This window comes from Robiginitalea aurantiaca (assembly GCF_030380815.1).
In the GTDB taxonomy this organism is placed as follows: Bacteria; Bacteroidota; Bacteroidia; order Flavobacteriales; family Flavobacteriaceae; genus Robiginitalea; species Robiginitalea aurantiaca.
Genome location: NZ_JAUDUY010000001.1, coordinates 362,818 through 374,659, shown reverse-complemented (window position 1 = coordinate 374,659; position 11,842 = coordinate 362,818). Strand labels below are relative to the sequence as shown.

Genomic DNA, 11,842 nt, shown 5'->3' with positions numbered 1-11,842 from the left:
AAAATGAGTCCCAAACCTAACCTACCCGATTCCATTCAACTAGCCCACGGCAGTGGCGGATTGATGACGCGGGAGTTACTTGACGAAATTGTTTTTACCACCTTTAAGAATCCCTATCTCGAGCAAAAACACGACGGGGCAATCGTTCCGCTTACGGGTCCGGTTGTTATTTCTACAGACAGTTTTGTAGTATCTCCCATATTTTTCCGGGGTGGTGATATAGGTGAACTGGCGGTCAATGGAACGGTGAATGATGTTGCCATGTGCGGGGGCATTCCCAGGTATTTAAGCCTGGGCTTTATCATCGAAGAAGGCCTGTTGACAACCGACTTTCTTAAAATTGTTGAATCCATCAAACGCGCTGCCGATGCTGCGGGCGTTCAGGTCGTTACGGGCGACACCAAGGTCGTCGAAAGCGGCAAAGGAGATAAAATCTTTATCAATACTACCGGTATTGGAAGTCCCCATCCGAACGGACAAATCGCCATGGAGCGCATTGCGGAAGGGGATCAGATCCTGGTAAGTGGTCCTATAGCTGCCCATGGAATGGCCATCCTCTCTGAGCGGGAAGGCCTGGAGTTTGAATCGGAGATCCAAAGCGACACAACCAATCTGAACCATCTGGTAGATGATCTGCTAAAAGCCTTCGGGGGTGCGATCCATCTGTTTCGGGATCCAACAAGAGGTGGCGTATCCGGGGTTTGTTCTGAAATTGCGCAGGATAGCGGGCGGGGCGTACTTTTGAGGGAGACCGATTTTCCAATTCACCATCAGGTCGCAGCAGCCTGCGAAATCCTGGGCCTGGATCCTTTGTACGTAGCCAATGAAGGTATTCTCTGCGCTGTAGTTGATGGAGCGGTTGCCCCTGAGGTACTCGCCTTTATGCAGGCGCATCCCAAAGGTTCAGGATCGGCATGCATCGGGAGTATCGTACCCGATCATCCAGGTAAAGTGGTCATGGAGAGCAGTATTGGCGGGAAGCGTATCGTCACGCCCCTGATCGGCGAGCAGTTACCGCGCATTTGTTAATTGCTAAACATCCAGTAGACTCCGATGACGATGGCAAAAAGTCCCCCGGCCACGCGGATTCCCCTGAAAAAAAGGGGATTATGCCAGTTCGTGGCCAATTCCGATACCCTGCCAAGAACCAGCGTAAATACGGTCATTGCCAGTACTGTCCCTGTTCCAAAGCCAATGATATATACAACGGCTTCGTCCTGGGAATCAAAACTGAGGACCGGCAGAAATAATAGAAAGTGAGCTATCCCCGCAAGCCCGTGTAAAAATCCGATGGAAAAGGCGGCTGCCTGATGATTCTTTGGCTCCTGTTTATGCACGTGCGAATGCGTATCTGTACTGCTATGGCTGTGCGGGTGTTTATGCAGGTAGGGGGATTCCCCGTCGTGTATATGCGTATGGGAATGGATTCCCCCTTTTATAAAAACCGAGTAGAGTGCCCAGATTCCAATAAGTACAAGGACAAGGCCTACCAGTTGTTCGCTATAGGCCGAGATCGCTTCTACGGGAATTGCTTCCCTGAACAAGAGGAATAAAAGTCCGATGACCACCATTCCTGTAAGATGTGCCAAACCCCAAATCAGGCCAATTTTCCATGCCTTTTTTTTTCGGGCTATGGCAAAAGGTGTGACCGCTGCCAGGTGGTCCGGTCCGGAAATCACATGGAGCATTGAAGCCAACAAACCCGATGTAAATGCGAAAATCATTCTGAAGTACTACATACCTTACCTCTAATGTAGTCGAATAAAATGAGAATTCCGTCTTCAAAAAACGGATTGAAAAAGAAAACAGAGCGTTTCAATTTTCAATCCGCTATTCCTATTTAAGTTTTGGATCCCAGCCCTTCGGGGACGTCAAATATTCAAGTGCTTACCGCGATCAAATGAGGCTGTTCCGGAGGTGTATTTCAGGATCAGGCATCACTTTCTTCGAACTGAAAAACTTCTTCAATGGTTCGCTCAAAGAGACCCGCGATCCGGAATGCCGTTGGCAAACTGGGGTCGAACTTTTCCTTTTCAATCGCGTTGATCGTCTGTCGGGAGACCCCAATGGCATCCGCTAAATCTTCCTGTGTCCATTTCTTTTCCGCGCGCAGGACCCGTATTCTATTTTTCATGTTACGGCTTTAAGAGGGGTTACAAATACCTTTTACGGTTGAAGACCAATGCGACCATATAGAATAACCCCATAAATACTACCAGGAAACTTATTTCCGCATCCCAAGGGATTAGATTGGTTGAATCCATGATGCTATAGGCAATCCCCACAATCAGGGTAAACCCCAGGGTTAATGCCATGGCTTCGAGCTGCACCTTTTTTTCGAGTTCATCGCAGTCCTCGAGAAACTGACGGTTCGCCAGTACCATCCCGATCCCAATCCCCAGGTTCAATACGATAGACAAAGCTGTCAGTAGGGAATTCCCTTCCCAAAGGAAAAGGCTGCCGAAGGTGGCTAAGGCCGTTGAAAGAGTCCAGGCCAGGGTCCAGACGGCAAGCCTGCTGATATTTTTCTTTTTTGCTGATTTTGTATTCATAACGAAGGTTTTCATTGTAAACTACTTTTGTCTTTTTGTAAAGTTTATTTGACAAATATAGAAATTATTTTTTAAATGTCAAGTAAGCTTTACAAAAAAATGGAATATGTCCTTTCTGTACTACCTGAACAAACCCTGCGCTCGTTCTTCCGGAGCTGGCAAGGGTTATGCACCCATTGCTTTATATCTTAATGCAGAGTTCGTTTTCGGGGCAATTCCGGCAGAGAGGTTACACCGGTCCTCGGGAAACCGCCTTAGCAGAGGACAGGCTATCGACCTTTTCTCCCAATGTTCGGACCGAAAGGTATCGATCTGAAATGCTATCACAACTCCATAAACAGTGCGTTCTCCCCGGGTATCCCAAGCCTTGGGGTTGGGGTTGTCCGGCTTTAAGTAATCCGGTAATGCCCGGGCTTATCCTTCGAAGAATTCTTCAGGGGTCAATCCACCGTATTTCTGATGGTATAAATCGGCCAGTCGCCGCATGAGGTAATCCACGAGGTCATCTTCCTTAACACCCCGATTGTACTTTTCATATACGGGTTCAAACTCTTCCTTCAGGAAAAAGTCAAGATCGTCGGACCCATATCTGTTGAAGGCATTCCATGACCTCAGTCCATTTAGCATCTCCCGATGGGCGAGAAATCGTTTCTGAGAGGTTTCGAATTCCTTTTGAAGGCGGATATTGTTTTGTTCTTCGATAGATCGGGATTCCCTGTAGAGTTCCTGATAACTTCTGGCTACTTCTTTATCGGCTTCCATGGCCTCTGAAATGAGCCGGAAATACGCACGACTTACAAGAACAGGATAGCGCTGTACAAAGTCAGGGGATGCTTCTGTGGTTTCCCTTGGATCGAATTCCGGGACTGCAAAGTAGGTGGGATTTTCAGCCGGGGCCCTGGGCGGTTCATTCAAAGCGGTCTCCCAGCGCTCTGAATCCACGACTTCTTCCCAGGCATGTGTATAGCTTTCCGTACCCGGCTGCACCGATGAACATGCACCGAATAACAACCCTAGCACTGCCATAAAGCCGTACAATCTGCCTTTGTAAAAAATCATTTTCATATAGTGTTCACCCCGAAATAACAGTATTCTCCCGTGGCCCCAAAAACCTTGAGCCTAAGTGCCTTAATTCCTCGTTAAAACACCAAATGCATCCCTCCGGACACTTATCACACCCCGGTAACGGAGGCAGCTATTTATCCAGATAAAGGGGCCCTATCCCCAATTCGTAAAATTCCCGGTTCAGGCCTTCGATGTCCTCGCTCATGAGCAATTCGGCCTCCCGTTTGAGGCCGACCCACTCTTTGTCGAGCCTGTCGAGGGTGGCCTTAGTCCCAGTATTGATCCTTGGAATCCCACTATCCCCGTGATTAAGAGCTGTGAGGTACTCGGCTGTAAACCCGTTGACGTAGTTCTCCACGTCATCATATGCCTTTGAAAGGCGCTGTACCATCTTCGCATCCCACGCCTTCACCTTCACCAGGGTCCGCTTAGCCTCTTCTGTGACTTCCGTATAGGGCGTTGTTTCCATATGCGAAATCATCTGGTTCATACGCCCCTGCAAGGCAAACATCGTGTTTGTCATTTCGGTCATCTCCCGATACCTGGCTTCCGCCTGCTTCATCGTAACCTCGTAGTCCGTCCAGGTCTCCTGAGTAGTGGGTATATGCGGGTTTGGCAATATCGAAGCTTTTGTTTCAGTCTGAAAATCCCCGTGTTTTAAAGTCAGGGTATAAGTGCCCGGCATGGCTCTTCGACCCCTGAAACTACCTTCGATATACGCCTCAGGTATGCCTGGCAACCCGGAGTGCCTAAGGTCCCAAACAAAACGGTTCAGCCCTTCCTTGCGCGGAAGCAGTGGAGCTTTTGAGGGCGCTCCTTCATAGGAGCGGTACTTCGAACCGGGAACCGTCGTAAAACTCCGAACCAATGCTCCGTCAGCATCCCGGATCTCCAGGCGTACTTCAAGTGAATCGGCTAACTCCGGGAGGGCGTAATAAACAACCATTCCACTGGCCGGATTCACCCCCTCAAAGGAATTTGTGCCTTTGGGAACAGAAGAATTCATACTGCTGTACCAATTGGGGTAAATCACATCCTCAGGCTTGTAGATCTTGGTTTCTCCAGGATTGCCATCGTACTGCCGCAGAAGTGGCAGGTCGTCGAAGATCCAAAAAGACCGGCCCTGGGTGGCAATAATGATATCGTCGTGGGCCAGCTTTAAATCGGTGATCGGGACCACAGGAAGGTTGGATTTCAAAGACTCCCAGCGCTTACCGCCATTAAATGAAATATAAAGGCCGGTTTCCGTTCCACATACCAAAAGATCCTTTCGCTTTGGGTCTTCCCGTACTACACGTGTGAAAGCTCCGTAGGGAATCCCCTCGCTGATTTTTTGCCAGGAGCTGCCGTAGTTCGTGCTCTTGTAAAGTGAAGGTGCAAAGTCATTGAATTTGTAACGGGTCGTGGCGATATAGACCGTACCGGGATCATGAGGCGATACCTCTATGGCATTGATCAGGGATTCAGGCAGGCCTTTCGGCGTGACATTCTCCCAGTTTGCCCCATTATCGCGGGTGATGTGCAGCAGGCCATCATCACTTCCCGTATAAAATACCCCTGCCTCATGTGGTGATTCGATGATATAACTAAGGGTTCCGTAATTTTCTGCTCCGACCGCCTCGTTTGTGTAGGGTCCTCCGCCATTGCCCTGCTTATCATCCTGATCGCGGGTGAGGTCCGGGGACATTTCTTCCCAGGAATTCCCTTCATCTCTCGTTCGCAGTACTTTTTGCGCGGCATGGTAATATGTATTTGGCTCATGTACCGACTTTATGATGGGTGCATTCCAGTTGAAGAGGTATTTCATCTCTCTTGCCGGGAGCCCGAGGTACAAATTAGGCTCGATCATCACCTTTGTCCCTGTTTTTGCCTTAACGTTTAACAGGTTTACGGTCCCCAGGTAGCTCCCCCCCATTACTTTTTCCGGGTTATCCGGATCAAAGGCAAGAAAAGCGCTTTCCCCTCCAGCAGAGGGCTCCCAGTGCTCCCGTCCAATTCCGGAAGTCCCCATTCCGATACTGGAAATTTTCACTGAAGTATTGTCCTGCTGACCCCCATAAAGGTTGTAGGGAAATTGATTGTCCACGGCAACCCTGTAAAACTGGGCTGTAGGCATATTGTCGACCCTCGACCAGGATTTACCCTTGTCAAAAGTGATTTCCGCTCCTCCATCATCCGATATGACCATATTGTCTGAATCGTCAGGGTTAATCCAGAGATCGTGATAGTCCCCGTGATGGGTGGGAATTTCCTCCCAGGACTTCCCTCCATCGATGGACCGGTAGGTTGAAGCACTCATCACATAAATGGTGTGCTCGTTATTCGGATCAGGGGCAATTTCAATATAATACCACGCCCGCTGGATCAGCCGGTGATCTCCGCTAACACGACTCCAGTTATCTCCGGCATTCGAGGAAACAAAGAGGCCGCCCTTCTCCTTATGTGTGTCGCTTTCAACAAGGGCGTAAACACGATCCGGGTTTGCCCTGGATACGGCTACAGCCATCTTTCCTTTCTCTTCAGGCAGGCCCTTGTGAATCTGGAACCAGGTTTCTCCCCCATCCGTGGACTTGTACATCCCGCTTCCCGGACCCCCGCTGATTACTTTCCAGGGTTTGCGGATATGCTCCCACATGGCCGCATAGAGGACCATGGGATTGTGCATGTCGATGGAGAGATCACTGCACCCGGTGAGATCGTTGACAAAAAGTACATTCTTCCAGGTGTTTCCGCCATCTGTGGACTTATAAATACCACGCTCCTGTGTGGGTCCGTGAAGGGCGCCCTGGGCGGCGACCCAAATGATATCCGGATTGTCCGGGTGAATGACAATACGCGAGATATGCCGGGTATTCTCCAGTCCCATATGCCGCCATGTTTTACCCGCATCTGTGGATTTGTAGACCCCATCTCCATAGGATGTGGTCACCCCTCTTGGGGCATGTTCGCCCATACCTACATAGACTGTATTCGGATGACTTTCCGATACAGATACCACGCCGACAGAACCCGTTTTAAAATACCCGTCCGAAATATTATGCCAATGTTGTCCGGCATCCGTGGTTTTCCATAAGCCACCACCTGTAGTGCCCATGTAATAGGTCAAGGGATCACCTACAACACCTGAAGAACCGGTAGATCGGCCTCCGCGAAAGGGGCCAATATTTCGAAATTTAGCAGGTTCCATAAAAGTGCTCAGGTCCTGAGCAGTGCTATAAAACACGGTGCAAAACGAAAGGATGAGGAGTAAAAATCTGTTCATTGGGTTGGTTTTAATGTCTGTCTTCTAAATGTAAGTTTTTGTAAACAGATAGAAAATTCCTAAACGGGAAATCTGCATTGTCATGTGCCTTTTTGTACCTTAATCCACATGAGTCCCTTAAACGGGCTTTTTGAAGTTCAAATTCTATAACCAACCGAGCGCACTTATGATACGTCGTTTTATCCCTTTCGTAGTCCTTACAATTTCGCTTCTGGCCTTCCCCAGAGCAGCTGCCCAGACAAAAACCGCTGTACTTAATGACATGATTTTAAAAGGAATTGACGACTGGCATATCCCGGGCATGACGGCCATTGTCGTCAAGGAGGGCGAAGTGGTTTTCAGCGAAGTTTACGGGGTGACTAATATTGAAACCAAGACCCCCGTCAATGGCGAAACCCTCTTTAATATGGGCTCAACTACAAAGGCGATTGTAGCCATGGCCCTAGGCATCCTTGTGGACCAGGGTAAACTGAATTGGGATGACAGGGTTAGAATGCACTTGCCGGAATTTCAACTATCAGACCCCTGTATTACGGAAGAGGCCCGTGTAAAAGACCTTTTGACACATAACCTGGGGATTGAAGGGGCGGACTTGCTTTGGTTTCTCGACAGTGTTTCGACGGCTCAAACGCTCAGGCGGTTCGCCATGGCAGAAAAAGTGTACCCGATTCGGGGAGGCTTCCAATACAACAATCTGATGTACGTCGCTGCCGGGGAGGTCATCAGAGCTGTTTCGGGAATGCAGTGGTCCGAATTTGTCGAACTCCATATTTTTAAACCCCTTGAGATGCATCGGACGGTCGCCAGGGCAGCGGATATTTTCGATGCAGGAAACTATGTCACGCCATATTTTTATGACCCCGAAGATGGATATACTGAGGTCGCACATAATCTTTCCGATCAAATAGGGGCGGCGGGGATGATCTGGACGAGCGCGGATGATATAGAACACTATTTACAGATGCTTATCGGCAAGGGGGTATACAAAGGAAAAACCCTCTTAAAACCCGAAACTTTCCAGTATCTGTTTAAGCCTCATGCCTTAATCCCGGAACAGGACTTCTACCCTACGCGTATATTGACAAACCCAGCGTGGACCACATATGGTTTAGGGTGGTTCCAGCACGATTACAGAGGAGAAAAACTAGACTTTCACACGGGGAGTATTGGAGGGCTCGTGGCAATAGCAGGGATCCTTCACGAGAAAAACACAGCGGTTTATTTCATGGCAAACCGCGACCACGCTGAGCTCCGACATGCTTTTATGTACAAAGCCCTGGATCTTTGGGCGTTCGATGACCGACAACGCGATTGGAACGGTGAAATTTTCGAATTGTATGAAGGGATACGCAAGGATAATTTGAAGCGGGAGCAGACCCAGGTTAAAAACAGGGTTGAAAACACCAGGACCAGCAAACCCCTCACGGAGTACCCGGGAGCGTATTCCCACCCTATGCTGGGAACTGCCGTTGTTCAAAATACGGCTAATGGACTCCAGGTGCGCTTTAACGATTTCAAGACCTACGAGCTGGAGCACTGGCACTACGACACCTTCCGCGCTTCTAACAAGGATGATTTCAGGAGTCAGCCCGTATTCACCTTTATCATGGGTGCTTCAGGCGCACTCACGGGCATGGAAGCCTTTGGGGAAACCTTTAAAAAAACGACGCCTTAACCCCTGCATCATGGCTTTCAGATGGCTTATTGTATTGCTATTTTCCGCACTAACCCTTCAGGGGCAACAACTTGCCGACACCCTGTATACACCCTCCCTGCCTCGACCGCTTTACGAAGCGGGAAAAGGTCCTTTGATATTGATTGATGAAGGGCATCATAATTTCCACACCCGCCAGGGGCGTTATACCGCTTTTGCCGGACTCCTTGAAAGGGACGGATACCGGGTGGAGAGCGCTTTAGGGTACTTTCAGGAGCAAACCCTGGACGAGGCCCGGATTTTGGTTATTTCCAATGCCTTGCACAAAAGCAATGTTTCGGATTGGTTTCTGCCCAATCCTTCTGCATTTACACCGGAAGAAATCGAATATCTAAACCGCTGGGTCAAAGGCGGGGGACGCTTATTTTTAATCGCCGATCACATGCCACTGGCAGGGGCGGCTTCTGATCTGGCAGCGTCCTTCGGATTCGAGTTCACCAATGGATTTGTATTTGAAAGTAATGGCAAGGTCCCTTCGGTATTCTCCCTGGATCAACAGACCCTTCAGCCCAGCAGTATAACAAAGGGCCGGACCCCAATGGAATCTGTCACTGAGGTGGCTACATTTACAGGACAGGCCTTTAAGATTCCCGAAAATGCACAATCCGTGCTCACCTTTTCTGAAAACTTTACAAACCTGCTCCCGGACACGGCCTGGGTCTTTACGGACAAAACGCCGCGGATACCTGCACAAGGTTGGCATCAGGGAGCCTTTATGGCATACGGACAGGGGAAACTTGTCGTCTTTGGAGAGGCAGCCATGTTCTCGGCTCAACTCGCCGGACCTGAAAAAAGGAAAATGGGAATGAATCACCCCAGGGCAACACAGAATTACCAACTCTTACTGAATATCATTCATTGGCTGGACGATCAGCTCTGACCCGTAAAATTCGGTAGCTTCCCTTTCTGAAAGCGTTTATAAAATTCGAGAGTCGGATTATTCCGAAGGTATCGAAATCGTAATATTCCGGTATTCAACGGGACCGTGATCCCCCTGCAACAGGATGGGACCGGGCTCTGCTTCACGACTATTCAGCGCCCCACCGGTAATACCCGGGATAATTTGGTTGTGGATGATGGTTTTACCATTGGCAACTACGGTAACGCGACGTCCAACCAGCGTGATGTCATACGACTGCCACTCCCCGGCCTTTTTGGCGACATTTTCATTTGGACTTAAAAAACCATAAACGCCTCCCAGATAAATGGAGGCTGGTTCTTTGCCATAGCTGTCTTCCACCTGCACTTCATATCTCCCCCGGAGATATACACCGGAATTGGACTTTTCGGGATATTTAAACTCAATATGCAGTTTAAAATCCTTAAAGGTGTCTGTGGTCATCAGATTTACCCCTGAGGCAGGACTGGTCAGGATACCGTCTTTCACAAACCACTGATTTTCTTTGTCGGTTTGTTGGGCTGTCCAACCCTCAAGGCTTCCTTTTGCTAAAAGGGATCTGGGTGCGGACCAGTTTTCGGGAGACGGGTAGAGTAAAGCAGGTGCCCGATTGCCCCTGAACTTTCGGGCGTTTCCCATATGATCCAGGATCGTTCCCGCTATGGAATTCCCGGTCACGGTTCCGGTAAGATGCATATCGTGATTCCCAGACCATTGGGGTGGGATGCTGAAACTAATCATTCCTTCCCTGTCATATACTTCAGAAATAGGACGGGCGCTGCCACCGGATGCTACAAAATATCCTACCAGGGCTTTTGTTCCTGAGAGTTTTACCTCCAGCCAGGAAGGCAACCATATTTCTCCGTATTGCACTTCAAGATTCCATCGACCAATAGCCGGGGAGTCAGCCGGATCCTGAGCATTCAGATCAGGAAAACATAAAAGTGAAAAAGTAAGCGCCAAAAGGCCCGTGTAGAAATTTCGGTACATTGTATGTGTTTTGTTAGGGCTTAAAAATACTAAATTTCCAGTGCATTAGGGACCTGTCATGGGCACCAATCCGCTAATGCGATTCGTGCTTATGGTAACTTTTAGGTATTCAGAATGAACGAAAAAATCACTTTTACTCCCGCAAGTACCCGGGATGACATTCAGGGGATCACCCGATTGGCCGAAATTATCTGGCGGGAACACTACATTCCCATTATCGGCAAACCGCAAGTGGATTATATGCTCGAGCACTTTCAATCCGGGAAAGCAATTCAGGAACAACTCGAGAGGGGTGTTTTTTACTTTAGCATACGTGTTGGAGCACAAAGTGCAGGTTATCTGGCGTTTGAAAAAAGGGAGCAAACACTGTTTTTAAGCAAAATATACCTTTTGGATTCATTTCGGGGAAAGGGAATTGGAAAACGCGCCATGGCTTTTGTTGAAGAAAAGGCACATGCTTTGAATTGTCATAGCATCACGCTAACCGTAAACAAATATAACGATCGGTCTATCAATGCGTATTCCACAATGGGCTTTAAAATTACAGGAGGGGAAATTACCGATATCGGAGGTGGCTTCGCAATGGATGATTATCGCATGGAAAAAGAACTCTAAATTAAGCCTATCGGTTTATTTTAAAATTTTCAAGCTTGATGTCATCCACACCTACATTGTCAAAAGGATATTCAATCTGATCCTGTATGTTGTAAAGGGAGATAAGTATAAATTCGGTTGCGACCACGATAAAATAAACAACCCAGTCATTATTTGTCGCTCCTATATTGTAGACAATTGTAGGGGCGTATATAAAAGGGAATACATAAATAAACACCAGACAGTAGGCCTTTAGGGCGATGGGTGTCCTGTGGATATTGATGGCGTGGACATTTTCAAATCCCTCAACCAAATCATTCATATACCTGAAGATTCGATCCCTTATCCGGCCGGGGATATCATCCCTTAAATGTATAACGAATTCCTGCAATTCATCCATAGCAGCATCTACAGCTGCTGTTTCATCCGTACTTTTCCGAAGATGCCTTACGGTCTCCTCACTGATATGCTCAAGGATGTCTTCCAGCTTCTTTCGATCCTTTTCTGTAAGGGAGAAACTCAACTGCAGGTAAAAGAAAATTGTCTTAAGCGCTGCCCGGTACTGACTGAGGTGCTGCAGGGCTTTTTCTCGTCTTCGAAAGGCGCCCCGGATATTGAATACAAGCGGGAAAACAATGGCGATACTCAGCAGGGTCAGATCCACATTGTAGCCAAGATTAAAATGGATCGACAGGTAGGTAACCAGAACCGATATGAATAAAACGGCGAACGTTTTGCCGTTTATTACAGAAGTATAGAGTCTAATA

11 protein-coding genes are annotated in these 11,842 nt (G+C 48.3%); 4 read left to right on the top strand and 7 right to left on the bottom strand.

From position 1 onward, the window contains the following. The first annotated feature begins 3 nt into the window (after nucleotides 1–3). A complete protein-coding gene (hypE, locus tag QU605_RS01610) occupies nucleotides 4–1,029 on the top strand; it encodes a hydrogenase expression/formation protein HypE (RefSeq protein WP_289723511.1) in 1,026 nt (341 codons plus the stop codon). Here hypE and QU605_RS01605 read toward each other — a convergent pair. From QU605_RS01605 to QU605_RS01585, 5 genes are all read right to left on the bottom strand, one after another. After that, nucleotides 1,026–1,724 carry an urease accessory protein UreH domain-containing protein gene (locus QU605_RS01605; RefSeq protein WP_289723510.1) on the bottom strand — a complete coding sequence of 233 codons (699 nt, stop codon included), beginning with the start codon at nucleotides 1,722–1,724 and terminating at the stop codon, nucleotides 1,026–1,028. The genes hypE and QU605_RS01605 overlap by 4 nt on opposite strands. A 206-nt stretch (nucleotides 1,725–1,930) precedes the next feature. Continuing rightward, the gene (locus QU605_RS01600; protein WP_289723509.1) at nucleotides 1,931–2,134 is read right to left on the bottom strand and encodes a helix-turn-helix transcriptional regulator; all 204 of its coding nucleotides are present in this window, start codon (nucleotides 2,132–2,134) and stop codon (nucleotides 1,931–1,933) included. A 19-nt stretch (nucleotides 2,135–2,153) separates the two neighbouring features. Beyond that, nucleotides 2,154–2,552 carry a hypothetical protein gene (locus QU605_RS01595; RefSeq protein WP_289723508.1) on the bottom strand — a complete coding sequence of 133 codons (399 nt, stop codon included), beginning with the start codon at nucleotides 2,550–2,552 and terminating at the stop codon, nucleotides 2,154–2,156. A 414-nt stretch (nucleotides 2,553–2,966) separates the two neighbouring features. Then, nucleotides 2,967–3,617 carry a hypothetical protein gene (locus QU605_RS01590; protein WP_289723507.1) on the bottom strand — a complete coding sequence of 217 codons (651 nt, stop codon included), beginning with the start codon at nucleotides 3,615–3,617 and terminating at the stop codon, nucleotides 2,967–2,969. Nucleotides 3,618–3,747: 130 nt separating this feature from the next. Continuing rightward, complete coding sequence (locus tag QU605_RS01585; RefSeq protein ID WP_289723506.1) at nucleotides 3,748–6,879, bottom strand: WD40/YVTN/BNR-like repeat-containing protein; 3,132 nt, start codon at nucleotides 6,877–6,879, stop codon at nucleotides 3,748–3,750. A gap of 130 nt (nucleotides 6,880–7,009) precedes the next feature. Between QU605_RS01585 and QU605_RS01580 the strand changes: the two genes are divergently transcribed. Together QU605_RS01580 and QU605_RS01575 are read left to right on the top strand one after the other, a co-directional pair. Beyond that, nucleotides 7,010–8,554 (top strand): serine hydrolase, encoded by a 1,545-nt coding sequence (locus tag QU605_RS01580; protein ID WP_289723505.1) that lies wholly within the window; start codon nucleotides 7,010–7,012, stop codon nucleotides 8,552–8,554. Nucleotides 8,555–8,564: 10 nt separating this feature from the next. Continuing rightward, nucleotides 8,565–9,473 (top strand): DUF4350 domain-containing protein, encoded by a 909-nt coding sequence (locus QU605_RS01575; protein WP_289723504.1) that lies wholly within the window; start codon nucleotides 8,565–8,567, stop codon nucleotides 9,471–9,473. 57 nt (nucleotides 9,474–9,530) lie between these two features. On the opposite strand, the gene QU605_RS01570 is transcribed toward QU605_RS01575, so the two are convergent. Beyond that, nucleotides 9,531–10,481, bottom strand: coding sequence for a 3-keto-disaccharide hydrolase (locus QU605_RS01570; RefSeq protein WP_289723503.1), 951 nt, complete (start codon nucleotides 10,479–10,481; stop codon nucleotides 9,531–9,533). Between the two features lie 114 nt (nucleotides 10,482–10,595). On the opposite strand from QU605_RS01570, the gene QU605_RS01565 reads away from it, so the two are divergent. Beyond that, nucleotides 10,596–11,096 carry a GNAT family N-acetyltransferase gene (locus QU605_RS01565; RefSeq protein WP_289723502.1) on the top strand — a complete coding sequence of 167 codons (501 nt, stop codon included), beginning with the start codon at nucleotides 10,596–10,598 and terminating at the stop codon, nucleotides 11,094–11,096. Between the two features lie 7 nt (nucleotides 11,097–11,103). Here the strand turns inward: QU605_RS01565 and QU605_RS01560 are convergent, their stop codons facing one another. Continuing rightward, entirely contained in the window at nucleotides 11,104–11,739 is a 636-nt protein-coding gene (locus QU605_RS01560; protein WP_289723501.1) for a hypothetical protein, read from the bottom strand. Between the last annotated feature and the right edge of the window lie 103 nt (nucleotides 11,740–11,842).

What these genes read in the sequence shown, in the direction of transcription:
- QU605_RS01565 (WP_289723502.1), top strand. Translation starts at nt 10,596, where the DNA reads ATGAACGAAAAAATCACTTTTACTCCCGCAAGTACCCGGGATGACATT.
- QU605_RS01575 (WP_289723504.1), top strand. Translation starts at nt 8,565, where the DNA reads ATGGCTTTCAGATGGCTTATTGTATTGCTATTTTCCGCACTAACCCTT.
- QU605_RS01605 (WP_289723510.1), bottom strand. Translation starts at nt 1,724, where the DNA reads ATGATTTTCGCATTTACATCGGGTTTGTTGGCTTCAATGCTCCATGTG.
- QU605_RS01595 (WP_289723508.1), bottom strand. Translation starts at nt 2,552, where the DNA reads ATGAATACAAAATCAGCAAAAAAGAAAAATATCAGCAGGCTTGCCGTC.
- hypE (WP_289723511.1), top strand. Translation starts at nt 4, where the DNA reads ATGAGTCCCAAACCTAACCTACCCGATTCCATTCAACTAGCCCACGGC.
- QU605_RS01585 (WP_289723506.1), bottom strand. Translation starts at nt 6,879, where the DNA reads ATGAACAGATTTTTACTCCTCATCCTTTCGTTTTGCACCGTGTTTTAT.
- QU605_RS01590 (WP_289723507.1), bottom strand. Translation starts at nt 3,617, where the DNA reads ATGAAAATGATTTTTTACAAAGGCAGATTGTACGGCTTTATGGCAGTG.
- QU605_RS01570 (WP_289723503.1), bottom strand. Translation starts at nt 10,481, where the DNA reads ATGTACCGAAATTTCTACACGGGCCTTTTGGCGCTTACTTTTTCACTT.
- QU605_RS01600 (WP_289723509.1), bottom strand. Translation starts at nt 2,134, where the DNA reads ATGAAAAATAGAATACGGGTCCTGCGCGCGGAAAAGAAATGGACACAG.